This window comes from Bradyrhizobium sp. SZCCHNS3052, assembly GCF_032484495.1.
Taxonomy (GTDB): domain Bacteria; phylum Pseudomonadota; class Alphaproteobacteria; order Rhizobiales; family Xanthobacteraceae; genus Bradyrhizobium.
The window spans coordinates 141328-167658 of the sequence record NZ_JAUETB010000002.1 but is presented as its reverse complement, the minus strand read 5'-3'; the positions used below and the strand labels follow the sequence as shown (position 1 = coordinate 167658).

At 64.4% G+C, this 26331-nt stretch carries 32 protein-coding genes; 16 read left to right on the top strand and 16 right to left on the bottom strand.

Translation table 11 applies throughout. From position 1 onward, the window contains the following. Positions 1-821 precede the first annotated feature (821 nt). Together QX073_RS09030 and QX073_RS09025 are read left to right on the top strand one after the other, a co-directional pair. A complete protein-coding gene (locus tag QX073_RS09030) occupies positions 822-974 on the top strand; it encodes a hypothetical protein (RefSeq protein ID WP_315712972.1) in 153 nt (50 codons plus the stop codon). A gap of 151 nt (positions 975-1125) precedes the next feature. Continuing rightward, positions 1126-1440, top strand: a complete 315-nt coding sequence (locus tag QX073_RS09025; RefSeq protein ID WP_315712974.1) for a c-type cytochrome — start codon at positions 1126-1128, stop codon at positions 1438-1440. A 108-nt stretch (positions 1441-1548) separates the two neighbouring features. Here the strand turns inward: QX073_RS09025 and QX073_RS09020 are convergent, their stop codons facing one another. The 3 genes from QX073_RS09020 to QX073_RS09010 form a co-directional block, all read right to left on the bottom strand. Then, positions 1549-1902, bottom strand: a complete 354-nt coding sequence (locus QX073_RS09020) for a phasin (RefSeq protein ID WP_315713636.1) — start codon at positions 1900-1902, stop codon at positions 1549-1551. Between the two features lie 100 nt (positions 1903-2002). Next, positions 2003-2293: a hypothetical protein gene (locus QX073_RS09015; protein WP_315712976.1), complete on the bottom strand. Its 291-nt coding sequence runs from the start codon at positions 2291-2293 to the stop codon at positions 2003-2005. Between the two features lie 197 nt (positions 2294-2490). Continuing rightward, the gene (locus tag QX073_RS09010; RefSeq protein ID WP_315753489.1) at positions 2491-3510 is read right to left on the bottom strand and encodes a GlxA family transcriptional regulator; all 1020 of its coding nucleotides are present in this window, start codon (positions 3508-3510) and stop codon (positions 2491-2493) included. 65 nt (positions 3511-3575) lie between these two features. On the opposite strand from QX073_RS09010, the gene QX073_RS09005 reads away from it, so the two are divergent. The 4 genes from QX073_RS09005 (at position 3576) to QX073_RS08990 (ending at position 6680) form a co-directional block, all read left to right on the top strand. Next, entirely contained in the window at positions 3576-4286 is a 711-nt protein-coding gene (locus QX073_RS09005; RefSeq protein WP_315825136.1) for a hypothetical protein, read from the top strand. After that, positions 4286-5578: an MFS transporter gene (locus tag QX073_RS09000; RefSeq protein WP_316192892.1), complete on the top strand. Its 1293-nt coding sequence runs from the start codon at positions 4286-4288 to the stop codon at positions 5576-5578. The genes QX073_RS09005 and QX073_RS09000 overlap by 1 nt, the downstream gene beginning before the upstream one ends. Before the next feature lie 116 nt (positions 5579-5694). Next, complete coding sequence (locus tag QX073_RS08995; RefSeq protein WP_409977957.1) at positions 5695-6357, top strand: YqcI/YcgG family protein; 663 nt, start codon at positions 5695-5697, stop codon at positions 6355-6357. Further along, positions 6354-6680, top strand: a complete 327-nt coding sequence (locus QX073_RS08990; protein ID WP_316166115.1) for a cupin domain-containing protein — start codon at positions 6354-6356, stop codon at positions 6678-6680. Before QX073_RS08995 ends, QX073_RS08990 begins: the two co-directional genes overlap by 4 nt. 2 nt (positions 6681-6682) lie before the next feature. On the opposite strand, the gene QX073_RS08985 is transcribed toward QX073_RS08990, so the two are convergent. After that, the gene (locus QX073_RS08985) at positions 6683-6871 is read right to left on the bottom strand and encodes a hypothetical protein (RefSeq protein ID WP_315712988.1); all 189 of its coding nucleotides are present in this window, start codon (positions 6869-6871) and stop codon (positions 6683-6685) included. On the opposite strand from QX073_RS08985, the gene QX073_RS08980 reads away from it, so the two are divergent. Next, positions 6852-7082, top strand: a complete 231-nt coding sequence (locus tag QX073_RS08980) for a hypothetical protein (RefSeq protein WP_315712990.1) — start codon at positions 6852-6854, stop codon at positions 7080-7082. The genes QX073_RS08985 and QX073_RS08980 overlap by 20 nt on opposite strands. Before the next feature lie 224 nt (positions 7083-7306). After that, entirely contained in the window at positions 7307-7540 is a 234-nt protein-coding gene (locus QX073_RS08975) for a DUF6894 family protein (protein ID WP_316174114.1), read from the top strand. 223 nt (positions 7541-7763) lie between these two features. Here QX073_RS08975 and QX073_RS08970 read toward each other — a convergent pair whose 3' ends face one another. After that, positions 7764-8819 (bottom strand): hypothetical protein, encoded by a 1056-nt coding sequence (locus tag QX073_RS08970; protein ID WP_315825140.1) that lies wholly within the window; start codon positions 8817-8819, stop codon positions 7764-7766. Positions 8820-9050: 231 nt separating this feature from the next. On the opposite strand from QX073_RS08970, the gene bamA reads away from it, so the two are divergent. Next, entirely contained in the window at positions 9051-11372 is a 2322-nt protein-coding gene (bamA, locus tag QX073_RS08965) for an outer membrane protein assembly factor BamA (protein WP_316225639.1), read from the top strand. Positions 11373-11417: 45 nt separating this feature from the next. On the opposite strand, the gene QX073_RS08960 is transcribed toward bamA, so the two are convergent. Next, positions 11418-11831, bottom strand: coding sequence for a hypothetical protein (locus QX073_RS08960; RefSeq protein WP_315753476.1), 414 nt, complete (start codon positions 11829-11831; stop codon positions 11418-11420). Positions 11832-12080: 249 nt separating this feature from the next. Here QX073_RS08960 and QX073_RS08955 point away from each other — a divergent pair, with 249 nt between their 5' ends. Further along, positions 12081-12437 (top strand): hypothetical protein, encoded by a 357-nt coding sequence (locus QX073_RS08955; RefSeq protein ID WP_315825142.1) that lies wholly within the window; start codon positions 12081-12083, stop codon positions 12435-12437. Positions 12438-12505: 68 nt separating this feature from the next. On the opposite strand, the gene QX073_RS08950 is transcribed toward QX073_RS08955, so the two are convergent. Then, positions 12506-13105 (bottom strand): DUF6456 domain-containing protein, encoded by a 600-nt coding sequence (locus tag QX073_RS08950; protein ID WP_315825143.1) that lies wholly within the window; start codon positions 13103-13105, stop codon positions 12506-12508. A gap of 52 nt (positions 13106-13157) precedes the next feature. Continuing rightward, positions 13158-13688, bottom strand: a complete 531-nt coding sequence (locus tag QX073_RS08945; protein ID WP_315825144.1) for a GcrA family cell cycle regulator — start codon at positions 13686-13688, stop codon at positions 13158-13160. 150 nt (positions 13689-13838) lie between these two features. Here QX073_RS08945 and QX073_RS08940 point away from each other — a divergent pair, with 150 nt between their 5' ends. From QX073_RS08940 to QX073_RS08930, 3 genes are all read left to right on the top strand, one after another. Next, a complete protein-coding gene (locus tag QX073_RS08940) occupies positions 13839-14456 on the top strand; it encodes a helix-turn-helix transcriptional regulator (RefSeq protein WP_315713004.1) in 618 nt (205 codons plus the stop codon). Between the two features lie 945 nt (positions 14457-15401). After that, positions 15402-16391, top strand: a complete 990-nt coding sequence (locus tag QX073_RS08935; protein WP_316192889.1) for a hypothetical protein — start codon at positions 15402-15404, stop codon at positions 16389-16391. 217 nt (positions 16392-16608) lie between these two features. Continuing rightward, a complete protein-coding gene (locus tag QX073_RS08930; RefSeq protein WP_315713008.1) occupies positions 16609-16884 on the top strand; it encodes a hypothetical protein in 276 nt (91 codons plus the stop codon). Positions 16885-16934: 50 nt separating this feature from the next. On the opposite strand, the gene QX073_RS08925 is transcribed toward QX073_RS08930, so the two are convergent. After that, positions 16935-17909 (bottom strand): quinone oxidoreductase, encoded by a 975-nt coding sequence (locus QX073_RS08925; RefSeq protein WP_315752890.1) that lies wholly within the window; start codon positions 17907-17909, stop codon positions 16935-16937. Between the two features lie 211 nt (positions 17910-18120). Between QX073_RS08925 and QX073_RS08920 the strand changes: the two genes are divergently transcribed. The 3 genes from QX073_RS08920 (at position 18121) to QX073_RS08910 (ending at position 20395) form a co-directional block, all read left to right on the top strand. Then, positions 18121-18381, top strand: coding sequence for a hypothetical protein (locus tag QX073_RS08920; RefSeq protein ID WP_315825146.1), 261 nt, complete (start codon positions 18121-18123; stop codon positions 18379-18381). Between the two features lie 177 nt (positions 18382-18558). After that, a complete protein-coding gene (locus tag QX073_RS08915) occupies positions 18559-18882 on the top strand; it encodes a multidrug efflux SMR transporter (protein WP_315713012.1) in 324 nt (107 codons plus the stop codon). A gap of 1291 nt (positions 18883-20173) precedes the next feature. After that, positions 20174-20395: a hypothetical protein gene (locus tag QX073_RS08910; protein WP_315752889.1), complete on the top strand. Its 222-nt coding sequence runs from the start codon at positions 20174-20176 to the stop codon at positions 20393-20395. Positions 20396-20442: 47 nt separating this feature from the next. Here the strand turns inward: QX073_RS08910 and QX073_RS08905 are convergent, their stop codons facing one another. Genes QX073_RS08905 through QX073_RS08875 form a run of 7 tightly spaced genes read right to left on the bottom strand, consistent with a single transcriptional unit; the run spans position 20443 to position 26330 of the window. Further along, positions 20443-21054 (bottom strand): pyridoxamine 5'-phosphate oxidase family protein, encoded by a 612-nt coding sequence (locus QX073_RS08905; protein WP_315752888.1) that lies wholly within the window; start codon positions 21052-21054, stop codon positions 20443-20445. Beyond that, on the bottom strand, positions 21032-21673 hold the full coding sequence (phnN, locus tag QX073_RS08900; RefSeq protein ID WP_315752887.1) for a phosphonate metabolism protein/1,5-bisphosphokinase (PRPP-forming) PhnN: 642 nt from the start codon (positions 21671-21673) through the stop codon (positions 21032-21034). Before phnN ends, QX073_RS08905 begins: the two co-directional genes overlap by 23 nt. Continuing rightward, a complete protein-coding gene (locus tag QX073_RS08895; protein WP_315752886.1) occupies positions 21670-22827 on the bottom strand; it encodes an alpha-D-ribose 1-methylphosphonate 5-triphosphate diphosphatase in 1158 nt (385 codons plus the stop codon). The genes phnN and QX073_RS08895 overlap by 4 nt, the downstream gene beginning before the upstream one ends. A 14-nt stretch (positions 22828-22841) precedes the next feature. Beyond that, entirely contained in the window at positions 22842-23540 is a 699-nt protein-coding gene (gene phnL / locus QX073_RS08890; protein ID WP_315752885.1) for a phosphonate C-P lyase system protein PhnL, read from the bottom strand. A gap of 18 nt (positions 23541-23558) precedes the next feature. Continuing rightward, the gene (phnK, locus tag QX073_RS08885) at positions 23559-24353 is read right to left on the bottom strand and encodes a phosphonate C-P lyase system protein PhnK (protein WP_315752884.1); all 795 of its coding nucleotides are present in this window, start codon (positions 24351-24353) and stop codon (positions 23559-23561) included. Next, on the bottom strand, positions 24346-25230 hold the full coding sequence (locus QX073_RS08880) for an alpha-D-ribose 1-methylphosphonate 5-phosphate C-P-lyase PhnJ (protein WP_315752883.1): 885 nt from the start codon (positions 25228-25230) through the stop codon (positions 24346-24348). The genes phnK and QX073_RS08880 overlap by 8 nt, the downstream gene beginning before the upstream one ends. Beyond that, on the bottom strand, positions 25227-26330 hold the full coding sequence (locus QX073_RS08875) for a carbon-phosphorus lyase complex subunit PhnI (protein WP_316225638.1): 1104 nt from the start codon (positions 26328-26330) through the stop codon (positions 25227-25229). The genes QX073_RS08880 and QX073_RS08875 overlap by 4 nt, the downstream gene beginning before the upstream one ends. Position 26331 lies beyond the last annotated feature (1 nt).

The window sequence follows — 26331 nt, the reverse complement described above, 5'->3', positions numbered from 1 at the left end:
TCGGAACTCGAATCCGCCACACGCGTCGTCCGCCCTTCTGGCAGATTTCGGGCCCTTGAACGCAGCCCCCGTCTGCGTCTTCAGGCTGCCCCGCGATTTCCGCCGATTGTGCACGGCCGATATCCGCACCGGAAAAGTGTGCACGGAAGCCGGGCACCTGCGGAACATTGTCGGCATGGTGGTGTTAACCCTCTAACCACCGCGGAGCTGGCAATTGTTCCAGTCCCGTATTTGCCCGGATTGATTGTAGATTGGTTAGACATTGACTTTGAGTGGAAGTGTTGACAGGGGGGGTTCCGTGATCCACCGAGGTGTTCAATATACCGTCGTGGCGACTGCTGAACCGGACATTTGGGAATGGCGGTACGAGTTTGGCGATCAGATCAAGACCGGACGCACCCAGACCAGACTCGCTGCGCTCGCAGCGCGGCGCGTGAAGTCGAAGATCGATGCGGCCCTCCGTGCGGCCCAGACGGGTTCCGTGTCCACGGTAAACGTTGCCGAACGGATCGGCAGGGCGAAGGCCGCATCGCATAGCCTGACCTGACATTCTGTCCTCCGGCAGTCCGGCACGCGCCGGTCGCCTCATCGTCTGTTGAGACAGATCAAGGCATCGATGCGGGCATTTGTCATGTTTAGATGATGGAAACTCTCGTTTTTCGCTGCTCCCAGACGGGATCGAACGTTCAGATCGACTTGGCCGCACCGGTTCTTGCCGACCAGTTCGATGCCTATGAGGCGGCCGCATGCCCAGCATGTGGCGGTACGCATCTCGTCAACAGGCTGAGCGGAAAGATGCTGAGCGACAGGGAGGGCTCGACATGTCCTACGTTGCGGAAGAGTTGACGATCACCGCCTCGACCGACGTGTCTCGCCCGGCCGATATGTCTTGGCTGCGCCGCGCGACCGCGCTCCTGAAGGCAATCGTCAGCCGGATCGACCTGTCCCACTTTCCCAAATCATGCTGTAATTGACGTCGAGATTCATCGACGTGCCGCGCGTGCCTGCGAGACGGAGCCGCCAAGATCGCTCCTCTCCGGGGGCGAAACATTCCTTCGTGAGCCACCCGCCGTCACTCCGGCGAGGTATGCCACCACCCAACAGACAAAGATCAGGAGTTCCTTGATGCACGCCTCGGTGATGAGAGTTATGGCGATCGCGATCGCGGCTGCGGCATCGACACCGGCCTGGGCCGCCGATCCGGATCACGGCGGAGATCTGGCCCGTCGCTGGTGCGCCTCGTGCCACCTCATCGAGGGGACGCAGAAGCAGGCCAGCGCGGACGTTCCCTCCTTCGCCCAGATTGCTCAGAGAACGGATTTCACGCCGGAGAAGGTCGCGTTTTTCCTGCTCGACCCGCATCCGAAGATGCCAAGCTTCCCGCTCAACCGGCTGGAGGCAGCCGACATCGCCGCCTATATCGGCAGCCTGCGAAAATAGGGCTGGGCTCTTTCGCCCGTCTCGTCCGCTCGCATCCATTCGGCGGCAGCACTGCCGCCGAGTTCCGTCCATGCAGACCGTCGCTCCTGCGACGGCGAGGCTCGCGCTTCAGCTCTTGGGCTCGGTCGCCTTGCTCGCGGCCGACATGATGCTCGCCGTGATCGTCTTCATGTGTTCACCGGCGTTGGTGAACTGGCTGCGCAGGAACTCGGACTGGATCCGCATCGCCTCCTCGAGCTCGGTGGCGTGAACGAGCTTTCGAGCGTGCTCGAAGGCCGTCTTGATGTTCTGCTCGGTAAGAGTGAGCGCCTGCTTGGACATGTCGGCGGCAGGCCCGGGAACTGTGCCGATCGACTTGCCGGCTGCGTCGAAGAACATCTCGAATGCTTTTTCAGCCTGCGAGATGGTCTTTTCGGCCAGGTCCCGCAGTTCAGCGGGCACTTCCAGTTTGGTTTGGGTCATCGTTGCTTCCTCCACGACAGATCCAACTACCACATCCGACTCCCTGCGTCGCCGTACAAATGGATGCGGAGGAAAGCCGCCAGCGGCTGTCAGAATGCGGCTATACGTTGACGCGCAATCTGCAAAGCGTATTCGATCGAAGCGAGGTGACGATCATAGATCCGTCGCGCGCGCTCGTCCGCAACAGGCCCGAGAGCTCTCGCGCATGCTGCAGGGCAAGATCGAGGAGGAGGACAGTTTTTCTCGCATCCTCCCTGACGCTGAATGCACCGACTCGCACGGTGTCCATGAGGCCAGCACCGGCCACCACAACCACCGCCTTCTGCTCAGCGCTCGCAAAGGCGGCCTCAGGAGAGAGTGTCCTCGTGCGAAAGGGAACGATGTTGGTCATTGGCCTTTCCCCTCGGCGGAGGCGGATCTGCATCAAATTTTCAGCATTATACACGTGGCCTTTTACGGAAGGCTTTGAGCGCTCGCATAAGGCATGGCCGCACCGGCCTCAAAGCGAGCGGCGGGATTGACCCGAAAGCAAAGGAAAGGGCGCCGAGTCCGGCGAGTCTTGTCAGCCCCGGTTGCGGCAAGCGCCGCTCAGCCCGAGAAGCGGCGCCGATACTCCGACGGCGACACACCGAGATGCCGCAGGAACGCCCGCCGCATGCGCTCGTCGTCGCCAAAGCCCGCCCGTTTGGCGATTTCGACCACGTTTTCGATCTGGCGGCTTTCGAGTAGGAGGCGCGCCGTCTCGACCCTGAGCGCCTCGACTCCCTGTGCCGGGGTCATGCCGGTGCGGCTGACATAGGTGCGCGCAAAGGTGCGCGGCGTCATGCCGGCTCGCGCGGCCAGCGCCTCGACCCGCAAGTCGCTGGCGATGTTCTCGATGATCCAGGCATGCAGCGCACTGAACCGACCCTCGACGTCGGACGCCTGCGCCGCCAGGACGGTCGAAAACTGACTCTGGCCACCAGGACGTTTCAGAAAGACGACGAGCCGGCGCGCCACGTCGAGCGCGATCGTATGGCCGAAATCCTCCTCGATCATCGCCAGCGCGAGATCGATGCCGGCGCTCACGCCTGCGGATGACCAGACCCGGCCATCCTGCACAAAGATCGCGTCGGGCTCGACCTTCACGTTCGGAAAACTGTCCTGCAGACGGGGGCAGTAGCGCCAATGTGTCGCGGCCCGCCTGCCCTCCAGCGCGCCGACCCAGGCCAGCGCAAAGGCGCCCAGGCAGACGGATGCGATGCGCCGGGCACCGGGGAGCACCTGGCCGATCCACTGCATCACCATCTCGTCCTGCCGCAGCTTCCAGATGCCGGGCCCCCCCGGGATCAGCAGCGTATCGACCTCCTCAGGCTTCAGGGACGAGAGTGGCGCAGTGTCGATCATCAGGCCGACATCGGTCGGCACCAGTCCGCCCTCCTTGGACACGTAGCTCAGCGCATAGCCCGGCCCTGGCAGCTCGATCTCGCTGAGTTCGGCGAACACCTGCGCCGGGCCGGAAACGTCGAGCAACGTCACTCCGGGAAAGGCAAAGATGGCCAGCCGCCTTTCGGCACTATCTCGACGCACCGCAGCACGCCGGGGAGAGTTGGCAGAATTCGAGGGCATATTGTCCTTTAAGCCATCGGAGGACCGCCTGTATAGCTCGACCTTGCAGTGGTGGAGTTCACGCGATGTCGCGCAATTTGGACGGTCGATACAGGACCATCGCCTCGCCCTGGGACGACTACACCGTCTACAGCTTTTCCGACGCGTCGGAGATCGAGCTGCCTGATCGGCAGCCGATCATGGATGCAATGAATTCGATCATTGCCATTAACTGGAAAGCAATCGAACCGCATTGGACCGCGGCCTCGTCGCCATTCACCGGCAAATACGGCCTCGTTCTGGTCTACGATCACGTCGGACTGGTCGCGTTCTCAGTCTATCGCGTGATGACCATCGCGCAGCGGCCGGCCATTTATCGCAGTGGGACCGAAGTATTACCCGCACATCAGGGTCGTGGCCTGTATGGGTTCTTTACGTCGCAGATCCTCAAGCATCACGGCTCGGCCACACCCGGCGAAGAAATTCTTTACGGATGGCGTACGCGCAACCCGATCGTGTGGGCTGCCAACGCCAAGATCTGCGAGAGAGTCGCGCCGTCGCTGCTCGATGAGACGGCGGATGCCGAGTTGCAGGCCGCCTGCGTCGAGATGTGCGCGACGATCTATCCGGGCAAGCCGCTCGAGGTGCCCCGCATGATCATGCGCGGCGCCTACGGACACATCCAGCACATCAGGCAAGACTATCACGGCAGAGCCTCGCTGGTCGAGACCGCGATGTCGCGGATCATCCCGGATTCCGCCGACGCCCTGTTCTCCGTCGGCTATGCGAGGGTGTGATGGCGGCGCTCGGACAACAAGCGGTCGCATCCTCTCCGCTCCGGTTCCTCGATCGCGCCTATGTTGCGTGGGGTACGGTCGCGCTCGCCTACGCCGTCGCCTTCCTGCAGCGGATGTCGCCGCAGACCGTGGGCCTCGACTTCATGCGCGACTTCGGCACCGACGCCTCCGGCGTCGCGATGCTCGCCTCCAGCTACTTCTGGGGCTACACCTTGATGCAGATCCCCGCGGGCGTTCTGGTCGACCGCTACGGTGTGAAGCGCGTCGTGCTGTGCAGCATGACGGCGTCGGTGCTCGGCAGTGCCGCCTTCGCCCTGTCGCCCAGCCTGCTCGACGTCTTCGTCGCGCGCGTGGTCGTGGCCTGCGGCGACGCGCTGGTGTTCACGGCGCTGCTGAAGCTCGTCGCGCAGAGCTTTTCCGACCAGCGTTTCGGCTTGATGTCCGGCATCTCCCAGGTGTCGGGCTATGTCGGCGGCGTCCTCGCCACGACCCCGCTCGCCGCTGCGGTCAGCGGCTTCGGCTGGCGCGCCTGTTTTCTCTTCATCGCCTGCGTCGGCGTCGCGAACTTTGCCTGCGCGTTCGCGACCTTGAAATCGGCACCGGCGAACTACACCAGCCGGACGCTGAAGAGCGTCCTGGTCACAAGCTGGCATGCGCTCGGATCGGCCGCGACCTGGGGCTGCGCCATGAGCTTCGCTGCCCATTTCGCGGTCGTGACCACGCTCGCCGGGGTATGGGGCATCCCGATGGTCGCGCATTATTTCGGCATCTCGCCTTCGGCGGCCGGCGGTCCCCTGCTCGCTTTCATGGTCGGCAACGCCATCGGATCGATCTTTCTCGGCCATGCCGCGGACCGGATGCAGTCGCTCAATGCAGCTCTGATCTCCATCACCTTGCTGCGCATGCTGCTCGTCGTGATGCTGTTGCCGGCACTGGCGCACAGCTTCGGCTTCTTCTATGTCGGCGCGGTGTTCGCCGTGCTCGGTCTGATGGCCGGGGGCACCGTGCCGCTGATCCTGAAAAGCACCAAGCATCTCTACACGGCGGAGCGCATCGGCGTCGGCGCATCGATCAATACGACGGCCGCCGGCATTTTTGCCGGACTGGCTCAGCCGGTGATCGCCTTTGCCATGGTGAGTGCGAGCGGCCTCAACCCCGACATCGGATCAAGCCTGCGCAGTGCCGCCAGCGATTCCGGCTACGCAGCCCTGATCGAAATTCTCGTTCTGATGTCGCTTCCTGGACTCCTTGGGCCGCTGATGATGAGGCGCAAATTGATACTTCGTACTTAAGCATAAGAACAGAGAGGGTCAGTATGTCGCGTTTGTATTTGAGAAGGGACGAAGCCCGATCCGGCCATCAGGCCGGCACCTGGCAAAGTGTCCTGTTTTCGGAATTCGAGGCTCAGATGAGCAGCGAAGCAAGACCCTTTCCGTGCGTATTCGGCGTCGCGGGCTATCGTCACGATCAGCTTCGTTATCTGTTTCTCGACCCCATCGACATCGACGTGCTCGGCCAGCAGCTCGCCTTGTTCGTCTCGGAGAGCCGCTCGCACGGACCCAACACCTCGCTGGTGCTGTTCACGCGCCCGCGCCCGGTCCAGACCATCAACTCTTACTACAAGAAGTTCTGGCACATCCTCGATCAGCTGGCGCGCGTCGACAGCCAGCCGTGGCCCGCCGAAATTCCCGAGACCGTCGATCATCCGATGTGGGAGTTTTCGTTTGCCGGAGAGCCGATCTTCGTCGTCTGCAGCACGCCCGCGCATGTGATGCGGCAAAGCCGCCGCTCGAGCGCATTCATGCTGACCTTCCAGCCGCGCTGGGTGTTCGAACGGATGCTCGGCACGGAGGAGGCCGCCGCCAAGGCCTTCGGCGAGGTGCGCAAACGGCTGGTCCCATTCGACACGACGGCGCCTTCGCCCCAGCTCGGACGCTACGGCAATCCGGAGGGCCGGGAGTTCAAACAGTACTTCCTCTACGACGACAACCAGCCGCCGCCCGCCTGTCCCTTCCACAAGCTGGCGCAGACCAAGCCATCGTCCATTGCAGACAAGGAGCAGGCCGCATGACCCAGATCATCGCTGGAACGAAGACCAGCTTCGCGATCGATCCCGACATCCTGGCGCTGTTGCCGACGCAGGGCTGCATCGAGCTGCAGCACGATGCGGCCGGCAAGGTTCACGCCTTCCATACCCACCCCGTCGACGAAATCCTCGTCGTGATCCAGGGACGACTCACGTTTCGTTGGGAAGGTGGCGAGCGCATCTGCACGGCCGGCGACAAGATTCTGCTGCCGGCCGGGACGCTGCACGAATCGGAAGCGCTGGATGATGCAATCTATGCGATTGCGACGCGACCTCCCGCAACCATTGCAGGTAATCGGGAGGGATGAGCTCAGGACAGAGGGCGATCGGTCTCCGAAAGGGACTCCGCGGTCAACCGCTCAACCATCTCGATCACCTCGATGCGCTGGCCCGGAGCCAGCTTCAGGAATGCCTTCAGCAGACGAAGGCTTTCCACGGCTTCGCTCGATGGGGCTCCGAGCTTCGTGTGCAGCTCCGCGATGAATGTTGAATTCTTCATCTCGCACCTTTGGCAGGAAACAGTAATGCCAGTCCTTAGCAAACGTGAAGGCCTTGCACGCAAGGTAGATACTGCAGCAATCGAGGCTGAAAGTCTCGGTCTGACGACTGCGACCCTGATCCTCAGGATGGCCCGCCTGGAAATCGACCGTGCGGAACCCGACGAGGTTGAAAGTATGCCAGCGAACAACTCTTGCAGCAAGCCGAACTGACCGGTTGGTTGATTTCGGCGTCACAATTTGAGCCTTCTGGCAGTTTCCGGCTGACGATACCAGTGGAAACGGTCGTTTACCGAACGAGGCGGGGGGATTACGGCAGCGGTAAGCTTGTCCTCCACATTAGAGGTCTTCTATAGTTTGCTTGGGGGGAAGAATGGGTTGCGGATCTCGCTCGGGATCCGTGCCCACTCCCGCGACACAGCGGCTGCAGGAAGACCATGCGCACTTATTATTTCGATATGAAGGATGGCATACCGACCAGAGACCGGACCGGCCTGGAATTTGCGACGAGTGCAGGGGCGATCGAGCACAGCCGGGATTTGGCCCGGCGCCTCCGGCACGACCCGCGCATCACCGACCGCAGGCTGTCCATCGTCGTCGTCGACGAATCTGGCGCGGAGGTTCACCGCGAGCCGGTTTATCCGGCTGCAGTGAAAGTCAGCCTGTCCTGATTTTTTCATAGGCGTGCCGGCAGTGACTGCGCGCTGACTGCCTTTTCTACTTTTCGTAGAGGAAACGAAAAGCCGAACAACTCTTGAGTGTGCATATCGGGCACGCGATCGGGCCGCTTCCGCAGCAAGAGCACCTTGAGGGCTAGACGCCCCGCCGATCCACTCCACCGGCTCTCCCCTTCCCTCGGCCGCCAACGAACGCCTCCGCTGCGCCACCGAGGGTCTATTGCTGCTTCTCCCAGAACGAGAGCAGGCCCTGGGAGGCCGAGCCGCCGATCACGCAAGGGATGCCGACGGCGACCTGCCCCAGCGCGGCGGCCGAGACACAACCGAGCGCAAGGGCGCCGACGCCGAGCTGTCCCCAGAAATCCATGTTGCGCCGGGCGTCAGAGCCCCTGGTCTTCAGCTCCTCGACGGCGGCGACGGCATCCTTGCGGACGGCGCCGAGCTGCACCGTATCGGCGGCCTCAACCACCTCCCTGAGCGGCTCCTTGACCGGTCCCGACTGCCGCGCCAGCTCCTCCCGGAGATAGTCGCGCAGGCTGGCATCGCGCACCGAATAGCTGGCAAGCGTATAGCGCGCCATGCTGCCGATCGTCAGCTTGTCGACCGTGTCGCGGCTCTTCGACCACGGCAGCATCTGCACGATGCGCTGGATCGGTACGCGCGAGCCGGTTGCGAAGTAATAACCCCAGAGGATGTCGAGCAGATCCTGGTGGGTCGCGTAGCTGAGCCGCGTGTCGAGCTTGCGCTCCTCCTTCTTGAACGGATTCTGCGTCAATGCGCCACGCAGCTTGTCCATCACGCCAGGCTTCGTTTCCTCCAAGGGGATGTCCATCAAGGTCGGCTGTGCGCCGCTCAGATAGCCGTCGATCATCACGCGGCGGCCCGGCATCTTCGGCGCGACCCTGCGCATGAGATTGCGCCAATCCGGCAGACCCGAATAAGCGATGGCACGCACGACCACCCACTCCTCCTCGGGAGGCACGGGAAAGAAGCTGTTGACGAGTTGTTCGGCCTTGGCGGGATTGGAGCCGATCGCCCCCGCGATGAAGCCGAGATAGATGCCCGCGTTCTCCGGCTCCTTGAACGTCTGCGAATGAAACAGCACCCGGACCGCCGCCGGCACATGGGCGTAGTCGGGTTTGGTGCGATAGTTGTAGATCCAATTCTGGACGACACCGAGCGACGCGCGTGGGTCGATCTCTGGGACGACCGCAGCAGCAAGGGCTGATTGAACGAAAGTGCAAGCGATGAGGGCCAAGGCGATCGCGCGCATGGTCTGCTCCCGACAAACGTTCGCCGCATCAGCATCTGCTGGCGCGTACGGATGAGGACGATGCTGCACGCCGTTTGAATCGACTCTGCGTCGATTCTGCGGCCGCGCTCGGTTCCCTGCCGGCCACCCTTCGCAGGCGTGATCGCAGGCCCCCGAGTCTCCACGGCCTCGACATGATTTGGCCGCCCACCGGCTCTTGCATCCCGGCATGACGAGCAGGCAGACGCGCGCATGTTGACCCAAAACAGCCGTCACCGCGGAGACAGCAGATCGCGACACGTCGCATTGATCGTTGCGACGCTGTCGGTGCTGACGTCCGCGCCGCCGGCGGTGGCGGGCGAAGCCCTTGCAGTACAGGGCAATCGGCGCGTCGATGCCGACACCGTGCGATCCTATTTTCGCGCTGACGCCAACGGGCGCTACGACGCCGCCGCGCTCGACGCCGGCTTGAAGGCGCTGGTTGCGAGCGGACTGTTCGACGACGTGAAGATCAGCCGCGCCGACGGACGGACCGTGGTCCGCGTCTCGGAAGCAAAAGTGCTCGATCGCGTCGCCTTCGAAGGTAACAAGAAGGTGAAGGACGCGGAGCTCACGGGCGCGGTGCTATCAAAGCCGCGAGCCGGCCTGCAACGCGCAACTGTCCAGGGCGACGTCGCCCGCATCATCCAGGCGTATCATCGTGCGGGACGCGACGACGTCCGCGTCGTCCCGGAGATCATCGATCGCGGAAACGACCGCGTCGATCTCGTCTTCACCATCACCGAAGGCAGGAAGACGCCGGTCAGGGCGATCAACTTCACAGGCAACCGCGCCTATGGCGCCCGACAATTGCACGCGGTGATCAAGACCTCGGCCACCAACGTGCTGAGCTTCGTGACCGGGGGCAACGTCTACGACGCAGATCGTGTCAACGAGGACCGCGAGCTGCTGCGGCGATATTACCGTGACCACGGCTACGCCGATGCCGAGGTCACGAACGTGAGCGTCGACTATGACGCGGCAAATGGCGGCTACAACCTCACCTTTGCGATCGAGGAAGGCGGCCTCTATAAATTCGCCGCAGTCGACGTCTCCTGCAACGTGCAGGGGCTGGCCTGCGACCGCCTGCGCACATTGTTGCTGACGCAGCAGGGCGACACCTTCGACCAGAGCAAGATCGACAAGACCTCGGACGTCCTGACGGCCGAACTTGGCAAGCTCGGCTTTCCGTTTGCGCAGGTCGAGCCCAGGATCAATCGGCATGCGCAGGATCGGCAGGCCGACGTCACCTTCCAGATCGAGCAGGGACGGCGCAGCTATGTCGAGCGCATCGAGATCCACGGCAACACGCGCACGCATGACGACGTGATTCGACGCGAGTTCGACGTCAGCGAGGGCGACGCCTACAACCGGACGCTGATCGACCGCGCCGAACGTCGCCTGCGCAACCTCAACTACTTCAAGACCGTCAAGATCTCGACGCGGCCGGGCTCGGCCAGGGATCGCGTGGTGCTGGATGTCGAGGCAGTCGATCAGGCGACCGGGGACTTCAACGTCTCGGGCGGCTATTCGTCCACGGACGGATTGCTCGCCGAGGTGAAGATCGGTGACCGCAACGTACTCGGCACCGGCAACACTGCGCAGGCCACTTTCACCTACGGCCAGTTCGCGCGAGGCGCCAGCCTGTCCTTCACCTCGCCCTACGCCCTCGGTCGAACGACACCCGGCATGGAGCTGTTCGCGCGACAGAGCATGGTCAGCACATTCCAATCGTTCGGCAGCAACACCTATGGCGGTGCCCTCACCCTGGGCATGCCGGTCAGCGAGCAGACTGCCATGCTGTGGCGCTATTCGCTCTACGACCAAAGGGTGGTGCTCGCGCCGGGAATCTCGCCGGCGGCGGTGTCCCTGCCGGTTCGCCAGGCGGTCGCAGCCGGACGGCAGACGGTGTCCTCGCTCGGCAATACCGTCACCTACAGTTCGCTCGACAACAACAAGGTGCCGACCAGCGGCATTCGTTCGCAGTTGACGCAGGATCTCGCCGGTCTCGGCGGCGACGTTCGCTTCTTACGGACCACGGGCGACGTCCGCTATTATCGGTCGATCAACAGCGACCTGACCGGCATGGTGCGCGCGCAAGGCGGCTATATCACCGGATGGGGCGGCCAGCAGGCGCCGCTGCTCAACAGCTTCTTCGGCGGTCCCACCATGGTGCGCGGCTTCGCGCCGGGCGGCTTCGGACCGCGCGATCTGACGCCGGGATCGACGATGGACAATGTCGGCGGCAGCCTGTTTTGGGCGACCACGGCGGAGCTGCAGGGCAACATTCCCGGATTGCCGCAGGAATACGGCCTGCGTGCATCGGCCTTCGTCGACGCCGGAACCGTGTTCGGCTATCGCGGCCCGACCCAGAATGTCCAAGTGGCGAACAGGAACGTGCTGCGCTCCTCGGTCGGCGTCGGCATGACCTGGGCATCGCCGTTCGGACCGCTCACGGTCGACTATGCGGTCCCGATCAGCAAGGCGGCGTACGACGTCGTGCAGCCGCTCCGTTTCAGCGCCGGCGGCTTCTGAGCCGACACCGCAACATGGACGGAGCGCCGCGTCACGTCAGTACGGTCAGTACGGACTGTAGTAGTAACCGGGCGGGCCGTAATACGGACGAACATAATATGGCCGCGGTGCGTAGTACACCCGCGGCGGCCCGTAATAGACGGGTCCGGGATAATAGCCGGGTCCATAGTAATAATAGTCGTCGTGCTGCGCGGCGATTGCGCCGATGGTGCCGATCATTGCACCCATGATGGCCAAGCCGGCGGCCGGATTGCCCCTGTAGACGCGGCGATAGCGCCGACGAGCGCTGAGATCGGTCAAATCGCCGGATGTCGCCGTCGCGACCGCCGACTTGTTGGCCGGACCCGCCGCCCCCGCATGGGCTGGCGCCGGCGCGCTCGCCACCGCGGCGATGGCCGCGACGGCCGCAATCGCGATTTTTCCACCGGCCGAAGGAGATCGATATTTCCCGCTGAACATGGCATCACCCTTCACTTCACTCGTTCCCAAATACGACATGCCCGGGCGTGCAGCTTGACCTGTGTCAACTCAGGACCAACCCGGCCGTCCGGCGGCACGTACGCATCCCGCAATCGTGCTTAGACGCGACGTCACGCCCCCTGGTTCAGCCCACCGCCGCATCGATTTCTTCGAACCGACGGCCCCCCGTCGGGAACCAATGGCTGCACGCCGACGCCGTCCATCATGCCGTCGGCAACAGGAGTCCTCATGCCTTCCAGACTGACACGCCCATTCTTCAGCGCCGTCGCCACGCTGGCGCTCACCGCTTCGATGGCGAGCGCCGGTGACAGCGCGACCTCGCTGTTCAAGGTGGTGACCGTCAAGGACGAGATCGTCATCGGTCTCAATAGCGACGAGCTGGCGACGATCGGCGGCAGCGATGCCAGCGCCGTTGCGCGCGCACTGGCGCAGAAAGGCGACCTCTCAGCCTGGCAGTACAACGTTCATCGCGGCCCGAACGGCGAGCTGCAGATGGCACCTTCGGCCAAGATCGGTCTGCTGTCGCATGCCTCGCTGCGCGTCGAGCCCTACAGCACCACTTATGTCGTGACGCCGCATCCCTGAGGGAAAACGATTGTCCGACCGGCGCTCGTACCCGTCGACGACGGAACGAGTGCCGGTCGTACCGGCCGTTAGCTCTCGCCCCGATGGCCCGATCGCACGGCCCCATCGCATTTCCTGGAGACCCTGTCGGTGGACAACCCGTAGACCACGGCCAGCCGGTCCAGGCACTCCTTGAAGCGCCGGGCAAAATAATCATTCCAGCGCTGGCTGGCGAGCCCCCGCTTGTGTCCGACCTGCTCCATGGTCAGGCCGTGCACCAGGACGTCATGGGTGATCGCCGCGCCGTCGGCGCCGAGCTCGCGCTCGGCGCGGTTGAGCCGCAGCACCGCCTGCCTCTGGCCTTCGGTGACCGGCTCACGCCCGCGGGCGCCGTCAACGTGCTCGCGCGAGGGATCGACCGCCTGCGGGCCTCGCTCGGCCCGCTCCCAATCGTTCTGGAACGCCCGTCCGGCCCGGTATTGGGCGTCATCCAGCTGCTTGTGCGCGTGCAGCCGGCCGAGCGGGTCGCTGCGGACCGATCGCAACGCGACGATCTTATCGCCGGGCTCGAGCGCCAGCGGATCGTCGATCTCCACGGGAATCACGTCTGCATTTCGCGGCAGGTCGTGAGCTCTCCGGTCGTGGGTCTTGGACATGCGATGGGGCTTGCTGCGTCTGGGGCGCACCATGTCTCGTCTCCGGAAAATGGATGGGGTCGGTTCGGGTCGGGTTTGCCGCGCTCTACGCGGCGGCAACCAGCCGCAGGATCAAAGGGCCGGCGGAGCGCACGGCGGCCTCCTCGGGCGGAAGCCGCGTGAGATGGTAGTGCGGCGTGCAGTAGCAGGAGCCGGGCTGGCGCGGATGACCACAAAAGGTGATGGGATCGTCGTCCCGGTCACCGCCATAGGGGTAGCGGCAATCGTTGCGCTCGAGCTGGTCCAGGGACAGCAGGCGCGGGCTGATGCCGACGCAACGCAGCTTGACGGCCGCGGCGGGCTTCGCCGGGGACGGCATCGGCCGCACCGCCGCGTCGGCGCCTCGCCGTCCGGTTCGGGGCGCCGCGGACATCGACCGGGGCGCGGATCGCGCGGCTTTCGGCCCGCCCGGCGCGGCCAGCCCGATCCGCTTGCCGCGGCCAAGCGTCGCGTTCCGCGTATAGGCGGTTCCGAACTGCGCATTGAGGGCGCGCGCGATCTCGGCATAGGACCGCCCCTGGGCATGAAGCTCGCACAGCATCTTGGAATGCTGGTCTGGCCAATCTGTGGATTGCATTCTCGCCTCTTCCTTCTGGGTCGGGGCCGCCGGATCCGCCGGCTCACCCGACGGCCAAATCTTCCGATATTCCGAAGAAAAAGTCAAGCTTGAGTTCTGATTATTCGAAACATATAATCCCTTCCGAGATTCGCAAAAGAGGTCAAAGCCATGTTGGACGTTGCCATGATCGAGCGTGCACTCGAGAAGCCGGGAAAGACGAAAGGAGGGTTGGCCCGCGCCATGGGCGTGCGGCCGGGCGCGGTCTCCGAGATCCTCGGCGGCCAGCGCCTGATCAAGGCGGCCGAGATTCCGCTCATCACGGAATATCTGGAGCTCAATTCCGTCCCCATCATGGGGCGGGTCGGCGCCGGCTCGGTGATCGAGCCGGATTACGAGCAGGTGCCCGTCGAGGGCCTCGGCGAGGTCGCCCTGCCCTTCCCGATCTCCGAGGAGACCATCGCCTTCGAGGTCACGGGCGATTCGATGCTGCCGAAATACGAGAATGGCGACGTGATCGTGGTCTACCGCGAGCAGCGGCACCCGCTGTCGAGCTTCTACGGCGAGGAGGCGGTGGTACGCCTCAAGTCCGGCGAGCGCTACCTGAAGACGATTGAACGCGGCAAATCGCCGTCCGTGGTCAATCTGAAGAGCTTCAACGCCAAGCCGATCGTGGGGGTCAAGCTGGACTGGATCGGCGAGATCTTCGTCACCCTGCCACGCGGCCAGATCTCGCGGATCCGCGCCAAGGCGGCCGCCAAGTCGCGCGCCCGCGCGGCGAACAAGTAAGACTCGACGCCGGATGCAGGGGGAACGCCGCGGCGTTCTCCCTGCATCCCGCCTCCAAGGGAGGGTAGGCCCCGCGCCTGTGGCGCCGTCGTGATCAACAATTCTGAGCGACATATGGGGATGTGCGTCCTTAGCCTCGCGGCGCCCAGGCGTCCGAGTGATACAGTGGTCTCACCCTCTTCAAACGAGAGGGTGCAGGGAAGGCCGGACCTCGACTGAGGCCCGTGGCCCGCCTGCTCAAAAAACGCAGGCGGCAGGTACCACAGGTCCAGCCGGAACGATCCGGCCCTCCCTGCGCGATGGTTTTCACGGCTGCTTCGCGTTCTCCCCGGTGCGCCGGGCTTGTTGGTCACCGTCACCCACGCGGCGCTGTCAGCGCCGGCGCAGGCTTGATACCGGCATCGGGGTATCAGGACCACGCGACTTGACCGTACGAGCCGGTGTTGTTCGTCGGCGCGAATGACCACGCTGCAAACCGGCTCGCCCATCACTCCCCGCCTCCACGTGTCGTGACGACCGCGATACGCCCCTCTCCATGAGGCGGGATGCGCGTAGACAATCATGAATTCTGAAAAAGAGAAAGAAGAATCTTTCGGCCCGGCGGGCCAGACCGGGGCAATGCGTTGAAGCCTCGCCCAAAACAAGCGTTTCCGCACACGTCGTCTGCAGGCGATCGAAGGCCATGAACGGACCATCGTGCGGGCGCATCGACCCTGATTCGCCCGACGGGCGTGACGCCTTGCCACCAGCCGCGCCCGGCGCCCGGATCAGTCCTCGACCCGCAGCTCATCGCGATGGACGTAGCAGTCGGCATTCGGAGGCGGCGGTGGGACAGGCTGGTCTTCCGCTATCTCGGCTCCAAGCGGTGACCCGCCCCGACGATCCACGGGCCGCCAGCGAGCGGACCCGCTGTGCCATCGCGTCATCGCCGACGTCCGGCCGGCGTTGACGGCGTCGCGCAAGCGGATTGATCCCGATCAACGACCAGGCGCCGCGCCGGAGCAAACTCATCTTCAACCTGTGGCTGCACAGGCAGGACATGGGGGAAACGCCATCATGGGAAACGCCATGCGGAGATATCTTCTTGCCTTTACCTTGGTGATCGCCGCACTCGGCTTTACGTCGTCGGCGCGTGCGGGATGCTGGCCGAACGAAAACTTCCACCTCGTGTGCTGGCTGGATACCTATGGAACGGCGTGCGAAGCGCACCACGCGCTGACCAGCGTCAGAGCCGTGCTGTATCCAGAGCCGCGCTACTCGTACTATGAATTCGAGGTTTCGCACTGGTGGACGGCCCACAAGACCGTGGCCTGTCCGCCGAATCAAAAGACGACGTTCAGCGGTGTCTGGGACCGGGAAACCGGAAAGGCGGAGGAAACGGCGACCACCGGCATTTCGTCGGTGACGAGGCGCGTCTATTGCAGCAACAATCCCTGGACGGGCCAGGGGCCGCCGACGGTGCCGATCTGCTCATATCCGGCCGATGATCCGAACGTGGGACTGCCCGTCACCTCGGCGATGCTCACGCAAAGCCAGCGAGACGATCTGCTTCGCGTTCAGGAGCCGTTGCATACCCGTTGCCAGCAGATCAAGCCACTCGAGGACGAGGTGTCGTGGCTGAACGGTCGCCCCATCGTCGAGGTGGTCGCGTCCCATCATGAATATCAGAAGCTCGAATGGCATCTGTGGTTCATGGACTTCGGCGAGTTCGGACCGTGGCATGAGGTCGCGGCACCGAAGCCGAAGGGCCCTTTGATCTGGAAGGGCACGACCTATACCGAGCGCCGCATTGCGACATCGAGGCACAGATATTGGCTGAACAAGCCCGGCCGCTGGAAGGTGGTTGCGAAGCCGAAGCCGACCGCGGCGGCGGCGCAGGCGATCCCGATCAGCGTGACCACCGAATGTCCCGGCGCGACGTTCAACGTGCAGTGATGGGCGATGACGCGGTCCTCATGGCGTGCGGGAACATGCTTCCGCACGCCACGTCACATCGCCTGGACTATCTCTGCGCTGATACCGGCGTGGTCGCGGCCGCGCAGGCTGGGGATGGAGTCGGTGAGACGAGGGTGGACCGAATCAGTCTTGACAAAATTCTGATTTAAAGAAATAATGGAGCGATCACAGTCAGCCGAAGGCGAACCGGCGCTCCATGCAGTATTTCGTCGTGATGATCGACTACGGCCGGCGCGGACGCGAGGCCGTGGTCGATCCTGAGATGACCCGGCGCGACGTCGTTGCGCGCATCGCGTCGGGGGAATATTCGAACGTCAGCTTCATCCACGAGATCGTCGACCGGTCGGTTGCCGACGTCACGGCCGACATCATGTCCGAAGCCGCCCTGCCCGAGATCGATGGGCGGGACGCCGACCTGCAGGCCGCCCGGTCCGATCACCTCCGCGACCTGCGCAAGCACGAGCGGGTTTGACCCGGCTGCGCCGGCCCTATCGGGATCTCGCGACCGGAGGACGCGCCAGATCAGACCAGAAAGACCGTCGAGCCGGTCGTCTTGCGTGCCGCGAGATCGGCGTGAGCCCGGGCCGCCTCCTTGAGCGGATAGGTCTGGTTGACCTCGATCTTCACCGCGCCAGATTTGACCACGTCGAACAGCTCGTTGGCCATCGCGACCAGGCTCTCGCGCTTGGCGGCGTAGGTGAACAGCGTCGGCCGGGTCACGAACAGCGAGCCCTTCTGGGCGAGCAGCCCGAGATTGAGCGGATCGACCGTGCCGGAGGACTGGCCGAACAGCACGGCGTAGCCGAGCGGCGCGAGGCAATCGAGCGATTTCAGGAACGTGTCCTTGCCGACGGAATCATAGACCACGGGCACCTTCTTGCCGCCGGTGATCTCGCCGACGCGCGCGACGAAGTCCTCCCGCGTATAGATGATGGTGTGCTCGCAGCCGTGGGCCTTGGCCAGCTGCGCCTTGTCATCGCTGGATACGGTGCCGATGACGTGAACGCCGAGATGCTTGGCCCACTGGCTGAGGATGAGGCCGACGCCGCCGGCGGCGGCATGCAGCAGGATGGTCTCGCCCGCCTTGACGCGGTAGGTCTGCCGGATCAGGTACTGGGCGGTCAGGCCCTTGAGCATCATGGCAGCGGCGGTCTTGTCGTCGATCTCGTCGGGCAGTTTCAACAGCAGCGCGGCCGGCATCAGCCGCGCCTCTGAATAGGCGCCGAGCGGCGACGAGCCGTAGGCGACCCGGTCGCCCACCTTCAGGTCCGTCACCCCTTCGCCCAGTTCCTCGATCACACCCGCGCCCTCGCTGCCCAGTCCGCTCGGAAGCTGGACCGGATAGAGCCCGGAACGATTGTAGATGTCGATGAAGTTGAGCCCGACCGCCGTGTGGCGGATACGCGCCTCGCCGGGGCCGGGCTTGCCGACCTCGATCTGCTCCCAAGCGAGAACCTCGGGACCGCCGGTCTTGTGGAAACGAATGGCGTTCGTCATGGGTTATCCTCCCTGTCGGATCGCGCGACGCTGCGCCGCTCGGCCGCGCGCCGGCCCCCCTTGCGGGCCGTTCGAGCTTTGTTTTTCCGCGACCGAACCTCGGTCATCCGTAGCCGCTGTCGGCTCGGTTTGGCAATCGGCTTTGCCAGCCGGCACAGGAACAACGTTCACCGTTCCAGCGTTCATCGGCCATAGCGTGGAGTCCGAGCCCATGCCGCCCAAACGACGCAGCGCAGTAGTCAATCCGGCCATGCTGATCGAGCTGGCCTGCCACACCTTGATGGGCATCGCCATGGGGCTCGGCTTCGCCTTCGGGCTGACCCAACTGGATGCGTTCGGCATCTCGACCCTGATCGCCCACAGTGTCGATCCGCACGCGACGCTCGTGATCTTCGTCGGTGTATTGACGCTGTCCTTTGCTGTCGGCGCAACGCTGACAGGATTCGTATTCACGATGATGGAGGAGAGATAGACCCGACGCGCGCCCAGCTTGTCATATGCGCGTCGCGCAAACCATGCAGATGGACGGCAGGTTCGACCGGCGCGGAGATGACGAAATGGCCGGACTGCTCGGTGCAGGCGATCCGCGGCTTCGCGAGGCCCGCCTCGGATCTGTGGGCGATGTTACACCGTTGGGCGCGCGGCCCTCATGAACGGCTGGCTAGCTCTGTTCGCGGCCGGAGCTCTCGAGATCATCTGGGCGCTTGGCCTGAAGCATTCCGACGGCCTGACGCGCTTCTGGCCCAGCGTCGCCACCGTGATCGCCATTCTGCTCAGCTTCGCGATGATGTCGCTCGCGCTGCGCTCACTGCCGTTTGGCACCGCCTATGCGGTATGGACCGGGATCGGCGCGGCCGGGAGCATCCTCGCCGGTATGATCCTCTACAGCGAGCCGGCGGACCCGACACGGCTGATCTGCCTCACGCTGATCATCACCGGCATGATCGGGTTGAAGCTGAACTCGCCGGTCTGACACCATCGACGACCTCCGGCAGGAGCGCGACAGCTCGACGCTGCCGAACACGACCAGGGCGAGCACAAACGGCAACAGGTGATAGAGCGCGCGGAAGATCAGCAGCGCCGCCAGCAGGCGCTCCTGGTCAACGCCGCCCAGGCCCAGCAGGATCGTTGCGTCGAACAGGCCGATGCCGGCTGGGGCATGGCTGGCAAATCCAAGCAAGGTCGCGGCAATGAAGACCGCCATCAGCCGCGCGAGGTCGATGCCGAGTTCCGGCGGCATGAGGACGTACATTGCCAGCGCCGCGGCGCTGAGCTCGAACAGGCCGACCACGATCTGCAGCAGCACGGCGGGCCCGGACGGCAGTCGAACGGGCCAGCGCGCACTTCGCCGCCCGGGCCAGCTCCACACGACGAAGGCGGCAACGGCGCAAAGCAGTGCCGCGGCAACGAGACGGTTGATCGCCGGCGGCCAATATTCCATCCATCCGAAGGCATCCGGATCGATCATCAAGCTCAGGCCGAGCGCGGTGAGATTTCCGAGCCAGAAGGTCAGGCCGGTCAGGAAGCTGATATTGGCAATGTCGATCGCACCGAGCCGGTACGGCGCGTAGATCCGATATCGCACCAGTGGCGAGACCAGCGCGACCGCACCGATGCCGTGCGCGATCGGGTAGCTCGTGAAGCTGCCGAGCGCGGCGGCGCGATAGGGAATGTCCCGGCGGCCGATCGTCCGCAACGCGAACAGGTCGTAGAGCGTGAGGCTGGCGTAGGAGAGGACGATGAACGCCAGCGCCATCGCGATCAGATGAAGGTCCGTGGCCTCGACGATCGACAGAACATGAGCAAGGTCGAGCTTCTTGACGGCGCGTGCCAGGACATACACGGCCGCAGCTGCAATCGAGAGGCTCAAGGCCAGTCCGCCCAGACTGCGCAACCAGATTCTGCGGTTCGATCGCAGCGGCGGAACGTCGGTCAGGTCAGCCATTCAACGTGTTTCGCTTCAAACATGCGCCGGCCGATTCGAGCAGGACGATGGCGCCGTTTGACACACCGATGTGACAGCGGCGTTACCGTTGTGCGCTGCCCACATCGCTTAATTATCTGTTAACGACGGACGATCGTTCACCGCTACCAACACGGCGAGCTGCAATGCAGCACCACATTCGCGATCATTCAAATTTGAATTAATCGCGGGCGGGTTCGAGCGTAATGACGTGGACCGTATCAGTACGGATGCATGAAGGTCGCATCTTCGTCACGCGGACTTTCTAAGACGAGTGCCGGACGTCAACATTCGAGGCAGCATGAACGCGGAATTCGAACACGAACTCACGCCGGACCAATGGGAGACGCTGAAGGCGCTTCGCATTCCCGCGCGTGAACGCCGCAGGCTGAACGGCATGATTGTCGACGAGCTCACTGCATTTGGACTCGCCTCCATCGACAATGGCGCGGCAACACTCACAATGGCCGGCCGCAAGGCGCTCGTCAGGGGATCCTCACGCCTGCTCGATGTCGCAGCCTGATCTTTAGGAGCGCGGCCTCCCCTTTTTTGAAGAGCCGCGCTCCGAATTCACCACATCGATTTCCGCGCACGCTCGGGCCACTCGCGATCGTACGCCGCGCCGTCGATGTCGTTGGCCGTCATCGCCGCAAGGATCTGTCCCGGCGTAGGCAGTTGCTGCGGGTCGACCCGCTTGTCCGGGTTCCAGAGATCGGCACGAACGATCGCGCGCGCACATTGGAAGTAGATCTCTCCCACCGTCATGACCAGGACGGAGCGCGGCAGCTTGCCTTCCATCCGGAACGACTCCAACAGATCGGGAGCGGTCGACAGGTGACCGTGCCCGTTCACACGCAGCGTGTTGCCCGATCCCGGAATCAGGAACAGCAGTGCGATCCGCGGATCGCGCACGACGTTGCGCAAGGAATCCACGCGATTGTTGCCGCGGCGATCCGGCATCATCAGCGTCTTGTCGTCATGGATGCGGATGAAGCCGGGAAGATCGCCGCGCGGCGAACAGTCGAGACCTTCGGGACCACACGTCGCCAGCGCCACGAAAGGCGACTTCTCGATCATGATCCGGTAGTGCGGCGTCACGCGATCAGCCACCTTCGCCGTCGATGCCAGCCCCGTCTCGCCATAGATCGCCTCGAGCTGCTCAATCGTGGTGATGATCGACATGGCCGCTTCCTCCCTCGGATCCGATCGGTTCTGCGTCGATCGGTCGCTTGATGATGTTCGCCAGCCTGTGACCGTGCGGCTCGGGATCGCCGACATTGACGATCGTGACGTCCGCTGCGGCGTCCTCGCTCACCGCCCGGTGAAGACGCTCACCGATATCGCCGTCACTCGGGCGGTGCCGCTTGCCGAGCCGTTCGGCGAGAACATCCGCCGGCGCAGTGATGGCGATGACGACGACGTCGGCATAGTCCCGCCGCGCGGCGGGAATGATCGTTCGCGAGACGTTCACGACCACGATGCGGCCGGCCAGGATGTCATTCTTGATCGCGCGCGGCACGCCGTAGTCGTGTCCGTGGGCCTCCCAATGCAGCGCGAACTCACCGGCGCTGAGCGCCTCACGAAAAGCGGACGCGCTCATCTCGAGATTATCCTCGAAAGCCGAGGCCTCGCGCGTGACGATCCGCCGCGGAAAAACGATCCGGTCGTCGCCAGCGCATTCGCGGCGCGCCACATTGAGCAAGGTGTCCTTGCCCGCGCCGCTCGGCCCGACCACCAGGATCAGGCGGCCGGGACCGAGCTTCGCGGGCGTCTTCGCCGATGCAACCTCGGTTTCGCTCATGCCACCCGCTGTCCTTCCCGCCAGACGCTGCGCACGACCGACAACTGGCCCGCGACATGGACGCGGATCAGGTCCGCACGCTTGCCCACCGCGATCTCGCCGCGATCATGCAGGCCGACGGCGTCCGCAGGGGCCTTGGTGACGGTGCGGACGGCCGCCGCAAGACCGATGGACGGCACCCGCTGCGGCAATTGCAGCGCGCCCATCAGCAGGCTCGACGGGACGTAGTCCGACGACAGAATGTCGAGCAGGCCCTCGTGCGCCAGGTCCACGGCGGCGATATTGCCGGAGTGAGACCCGCCGCGCACCACGTTCGGAGCGCCCATCAGAATGCTGATGCCCGCCTGGTGAAGGCCCCGCGCGGCTTCCATCGTGGTTGGAAACTCCGCGACGGCGATGCCGTCCTTGATTGCATCGGCGACGTTCTCCTCCGTCGTGTCATCGTGACTGGCCAGGGGCACGTCATGGGTCTTCGCCAGTGCAACGATGTCGCGCATGTTCGGCGCCGCATAGGCCTGCTGATAGGCGAAGCGGCGTGCGAACATCACGTCGAGCTCCGCATCGGTCTTGCCGCCGCTCTTGCCGCGATAGTAGTCGCGCAGCTTGCCTTCGTCGCGAAACTGGCGCTGCCCGGGCGTATGATCCATCAGCGACATCAGCCGCACATCCGGACGCCCCGCCAGTTGCCGCGCCTCCTCGACCACGGTCGGCATCGGCACCTCGCAGCGCAGATGCAGGAAGTGATCGGACCGCAGCAGCCCGCCGTCGCGCGCCGTCGCGATCGCTTCCGCGAGCACATTGGCCTGGCCGTCGACGCCCTCGGCGCCCTCCTCGCTCCACACCCGCAGCGAATCCAGCACCGTCGTGATGCCCGCGGTCGCAAGTTGCCCGTCATAGGAAATGACCGCAGCAACGGGATCCCAATAGACCTTGGGGCGGGGCACGAAATGCGCCTCGAGGTGATCGGTGTGCAGTTCGACCAGCCCGGGCATCAGCAGGTCGCCGCCGGCATCCAGGCTGCCGGCCGGCGCCGCCCCCTCGCCCAGTTCCGCGATCAGGCCTCCGGCGATCGCCACCCAGCCCTGCTCGACGACCCGGTCGGCGAGGACCAGCCTGGCATTGCCTATCACGATATCGGACATGTTCGCGCTCATCTGCAATGTGTACCTCATGCCGCCGCAGCGAATGTCGTGACGTCGACCGTACGATCCGCAATCTGCGCACGGATATCGTCATCATGCACGATCGCGAGCATCGCCACCCCGTCCTTCTTCTTCGCCGCAATCAGGTCGACCACGACCGCACGGTTCGCCGCATCGAGCGACGCGGTCGGCTCATCGAGCAGCAGCACCGGGACGTCGGAGATGAAGCCGCGAGCGATGTTGACCCGCTGCTGCTCGCCGCCCGAGAAGGTCGATGGCGGCAGCGACCACAGCCGCTCGGGAATGTTCAGCCGCCGCAGCAGTCCTCCCGCCCGCACCCTCGCATCGTCGCGCGGCAGGCCGGCCGCGAGCAGCGGCTCGGCAACGACATCGAGCGCAGGGACACGCGGCACCGCGCGCAGGAACTGACTGACATAACCGATGGTCTGCCGCCTCGCATGGAGGACAAGGCGCGGCTCGGCGCCGGCGAGATCGGTCATCTCGCCGAGGTGCCGGACGCCGATGCGTCCGCCATCGCAACGGTAGTTGCCGAAGATCATCTTCAGGATCGACGACTTGCCGGCACCCGACGGTCCCGACAACACGACGCATTCGCCGGCCTTGACCTGGAACGACACGCCGCGCACCACGGGCAGCGATATGCCGCCCTGCAGATGCATGGTGAAGGTCTTCTCTGCACTTTCGACATCGATCATCACGGTCATCGCATTGGGCTCATTGCATCATGGCGGCAGGATCGAGGATACGAGTAGCTGCGTGTAAGGCTCGCGCGGATCGTCGAGCACCTGGTCGGTGAGGCCGGTCTCGATCACCCGCCCCTCCTTCATGACCATCACACGATGAGACAGCAACCGCGCCACGGCCAGATCGTGGGTCACGACGATGGCGGCGAGGCCGAGCTCGTTGACGAGGCTGCGCATCAGATCGAGCAGGCGCGCCTGCACGGACACGTCGAGTCCTCCGGTCGGCTCATCCATGAACACGAGCCTGGGCTCGGTCACGAGATTGCGCGCGATCTGCAGCCGCTGCCGCATGCCGCCGGAATAGGTCCGCGGCGCATCGTCGATGCGGGCAACGTCGATCTCCACGCGCGCGAGCCAGGACGAGGCGGTCTGCCTGATCTGACCGTAGTGATTCCAGCCGACCGCCATCAGCCGCTCGCCGACATTGGCGCCGGCGGAGACCGCCATGCGCAGGCCTTGCGTCGGGTCCTGATGGACATAGCCCCAATCGGTGCGGAACAGAAAACGGCGCTCCACCTCGCCAAGGCCGGCAAGATCGCGCAGCACCCCGTCCCGCATCCGATAGGACACGCGGCCCAACGTCGGCGCCAGTTGCGCCGACAGCATCTGCAAGAGTGTCGATTTGCCCGAGCCGGACTCGCCGACGATGGCGAGCACCTCGCCGGGATAGAGCACGAAGGAGACGTCGCGGCAGGCTGCCAACCGGCCGTAGCTCTTCGCAAGCCCTTCCGCGACGAGCAGCGGCTGATCGGATGCGCTGATCATCTCAGCCATGGGCGCTCTCCTTGTGCGGGGCGGCGCTCTGCTCGCCACGATGTCCGGACGCCTGGCGGCCCTCGCAGTAATCGGTGTCGGAGCAGACGAACATGCGGCTGCCCTTGTCGTCGGTCACGATCTCGTCCAGGTAGGAATCCTCCGCGCCGCACAGCGCGCAGGGTGCATCGAACTTGTAGCGCGTGAACGGATGGTCCTCGAAATCCAGCGAGACGACCGGCGTATAGGGCGGAATGGCATAGATTCGCTTCTCGCGTCCCGCACCGAACAATTGCAGCGCCGGGCAATTGTCCATCTTGGGATTGTCGAACTTCGGCGTCGGCGACGGATCCATCACGTAGCGCGCATTGACCTTGACCGGATAGGCGTAGGACGTCGCGATGTGGCCGAAGCGTGCGATGTCCTCATAGAGCTTGACGTGCATCAGGCCATATTCGGCCAGCGCATGCATGCGGCGGGTCTCGGTCTCGCGCGGCTCGAGAAAGCGCAGCGGCTCCGGGATCGGCACCTGATAGACCAGCACCTGCCCCTCGTGAAGCGGCGCCTCGGGAATGCGATGCCGGGTCTGGATCACGCTCGCCTCTTCCGTCGACGTCGTGGTCGCAACGCCCGCGGTCTTGGCGAAGAACTTGCGGATCGAGATCGCATTGGTCGTATCGTCCGAGCCCTGGTCGATGACCTTGAGCACGTCGTCGGGACCGAGAATGGCGGCGGTGACCTGTACGCCGCCGGTGCCCCAGCCATAGGGCATCGGCATCTCGCGGCTCGCGAACGGCACCTGATAGCCGGGAATCGCGATCGCCTTCAGGATCGCGCGACGGATCATCCGCTTGGTCTGCTCGTCGAGATAGGCGAAATTGTAGGTCGGCGCGTTCATTCCGCAGCCTCCTTCAATTCGGGAGCGGCATTGGCCTCGGCGAACTCCTGGCGCAGCTTGCGCAGCAGGCCGAGCTCGGACTGGAAGTCGACATAATGCGGCAGCTTCAGATGCTCGACGAACCCGGTCGCCTGCACGTTGTCGGAGTGCGACATCACGAACTCCTCATCCTGCGCCGGCGCGACCATGTCCTCGCCGAGCTCGCGCGCCCGCAAGGCGCGGTCGACGAGGGCCATTGACATGGTCTTGCGCTCGCTCTGGCCGAAGGCGAGGCCATAGCCGCGCGTGAAGCACGGCGGCTCGGTTGCCGACCCCTTGAACTGGTTCACCATCTGGCATTCGGTCAGCTCGACCGATCCGAGCGGCACCGCGAACCCGACCTCCTCGGCCACGAACTCGACCTCGACTTCGCCGAAGCGGATTTCGCCGGCGAAGGGATGGTTGCGGCCGTAGCCGCGCTGGGTGGAGTAGCCGAGCGCGAGCAGAAAGCCCTCGTCACCGCGTGCGAGATTCTGCAACCGCAGATCACGATCGGCGGGAAAGCCTAGGGGATCGCGGGTGAGATCGCCGACCGGCGCGCCAACATCGGCTTGCGGCGACGGCTCGATCAGCCCGTCCTGGCCGAGAATGTCGGTGACACGTGGCGTCGGCGCATTCGGCGCCTCGGCACGGGCCGGCGGCTCCGGCTCGGCGGCGGCCGCCAACTGCGGATCGAGCAGCCGATGCGTATAGTCGAAGGTCGGCCCGAGCACCTGGCCGCCCGGAATGTCCTTGAAGGTCGACGAGACGCGCCGCTGCACCCGCATCGCACCGGTGTCGACCGGCTCGGTTGCACCGAAGCGCGGCAGGGTCGCGCGGAAGGCACGCACCAGGAAGATCGCCTCGATCAGATCACCGCGTGCCTGCTTGATTGCGAGCGACGCGAGCTCGCGGTCGTACAGCGAGCCCTCGGCCATCACGCGATCGACGGCAAGCCCCAACTGCTCGGAGATCTGCGCCAGCGAAAGTTCGGGCACATCGCGATCACCCCGGCGTTCATGCGCCAGCAGCCGGTGCGCGTTCTCGATGGCGCGCTCGCCACCCTTGACGGCAACATACATG

Excerpts from the sequence above, each read along its gene's own strand:
- QX073_RS09030 (WP_315712972.1), top strand. The coding sequence starts at position 822 with ATGTCCTACGTTGCGGAAGAGTTGACGATCACCGCCTCGACCGACGTG.
- QX073_RS09025 (WP_315712974.1), top strand. The coding sequence starts at position 1,126 with ATGCACGCCTCGGTGATGAGAGTTATGGCGATCGCGATCGCGGCTGCG.
- QX073_RS09020 (WP_315713636.1), bottom strand. The coding sequence starts at position 1,902 with ATGACCCAAACCAAACTGGAAGTGCCCGCTGAACTGCGGGACCTGGCC.
- QX073_RS09015 (WP_315712976.1), bottom strand. The coding sequence starts at position 2,293 with ATGACCAACATCGTTCCCTTTCGCACGAGGACACTCTCTCCTGAGGCC.
- QX073_RS09010 (WP_315753489.1), bottom strand. The coding sequence starts at position 3,510 with ATGCCCTCGAATTCTGCCAACTCTCCCCGGCGTGCTGCGGTGCGTCGA.
- QX073_RS09005 (WP_315825136.1), top strand. The coding sequence starts at position 3,576 with ATGTCGCGCAATTTGGACGGTCGATACAGGACCATCGCCTCGCCCTGG.
- QX073_RS09000 (WP_316192892.1), top strand. The coding sequence starts at position 4,286 with ATGGCGGCGCTCGGACAACAAGCGGTCGCATCCTCTCCGCTCCGGTTC.
- QX073_RS08995 (WP_409977957.1), top strand. The coding sequence starts at position 5,695 with ATGAGCAGCGAAGCAAGACCCTTTCCGTGCGTATTCGGCGTCGCGGGC.
- QX073_RS08990 (WP_316166115.1), top strand. The coding sequence starts at position 6,354 with ATGACCCAGATCATCGCTGGAACGAAGACCAGCTTCGCGATCGATCCC.
- QX073_RS08980 (WP_315712990.1), top strand. The coding sequence starts at position 6,852 with ATGAATGTTGAATTCTTCATCTCGCACCTTTGGCAGGAAACAGTAATG.
- QX073_RS08985 (WP_315712988.1), bottom strand. The coding sequence starts at position 6,871 with ATGAAGAATTCAACATTCATCGCGGAGCTGCACACGAAGCTCGGAGCC.
- QX073_RS08975 (WP_316174114.1), top strand. The coding sequence starts at position 7,307 with ATGCGCACTTATTATTTCGATATGAAGGATGGCATACCGACCAGAGAC.
- QX073_RS08970 (WP_315825140.1), bottom strand. The coding sequence starts at position 8,819 with ATGCGCGCGATCGCCTTGGCCCTCATCGCTTGCACTTTCGTTCAATCA.
- bamA (WP_316225639.1), top strand. The coding sequence starts at position 9,051 with ATGTTGACCCAAAACAGCCGTCACCGCGGAGACAGCAGATCGCGACAC.
- QX073_RS08960 (WP_315753476.1), bottom strand. The coding sequence starts at position 11,831 with ATGTTCAGCGGGAAATATCGATCTCCTTCGGCCGGTGGAAAAATCGCG.
- QX073_RS08955 (WP_315825142.1), top strand. The coding sequence starts at position 12,081 with ATGCCTTCCAGACTGACACGCCCATTCTTCAGCGCCGTCGCCACGCTG.
- QX073_RS08950 (WP_315825143.1), bottom strand. The coding sequence starts at position 13,105 with ATGGTGCGCCCCAGACGCAGCAAGCCCCATCGCATGTCCAAGACCCAC.
- QX073_RS08945 (WP_315825144.1), bottom strand. The coding sequence starts at position 13,688 with ATGCAATCCACAGATTGGCCAGACCAGCATTCCAAGATGCTGTGCGAG.
- QX073_RS08940 (WP_315713004.1), top strand. The coding sequence starts at position 13,839 with ATGTTGGACGTTGCCATGATCGAGCGTGCACTCGAGAAGCCGGGAAAG.
- QX073_RS08930 (WP_315713008.1), top strand. The coding sequence starts at position 16,609 with ATGCAGTATTTCGTCGTGATGATCGACTACGGCCGGCGCGGACGCGAG.
- QX073_RS08925 (WP_315752890.1), bottom strand. The coding sequence starts at position 17,909 with ATGACGAACGCCATTCGTTTCCACAAGACCGGCGGTCCCGAGGTTCTC.
- QX073_RS08920 (WP_315825146.1), top strand. The coding sequence starts at position 18,121 with ATGCCGCCCAAACGACGCAGCGCAGTAGTCAATCCGGCCATGCTGATC.
- QX073_RS08915 (WP_315713012.1), top strand. The coding sequence starts at position 18,559 with ATGAACGGCTGGCTAGCTCTGTTCGCGGCCGGAGCTCTCGAGATCATC.
- QX073_RS08910 (WP_315752889.1), top strand. The coding sequence starts at position 20,174 with ATGAACGCGGAATTCGAACACGAACTCACGCCGGACCAATGGGAGACG.
- QX073_RS08905 (WP_315752888.1), bottom strand. The coding sequence starts at position 21,054 with ATGTCGATCATCACCACGATTGAGCAGCTCGAGGCGATCTATGGCGAG.
- phnN (WP_315752887.1), bottom strand. The coding sequence starts at position 21,673 with ATGAGCGAAACCGAGGTTGCATCGGCGAAGACGCCCGCGAAGCTCGGT.
- QX073_RS08895 (WP_315752886.1), bottom strand. The coding sequence starts at position 22,827 with ATGAGCGCGAACATGTCCGATATCGTGATAGGCAATGCCAGGCTGGTC.
- phnL (WP_315752885.1), bottom strand. The coding sequence starts at position 23,540 with ATGACCGTGATGATCGATGTCGAAAGTGCAGAGAAGACCTTCACCATG.
- phnK (WP_315752884.1), bottom strand. The coding sequence starts at position 24,353 with ATGGCTGAGATGATCAGCGCATCCGATCAGCCGCTGCTCGTCGCGGAA.
- QX073_RS08880 (WP_315752883.1), bottom strand. The coding sequence starts at position 25,230 with ATGAACGCGCCGACCTACAATTTCGCCTATCTCGACGAGCAGACCAAG.
- QX073_RS08875 (WP_316225638.1), bottom strand. The coding sequence starts at position 26,330 with ATGTATGTTGCCGTCAAGGGTGGCGAGCGCGCCATCGAGAACGCGCAC.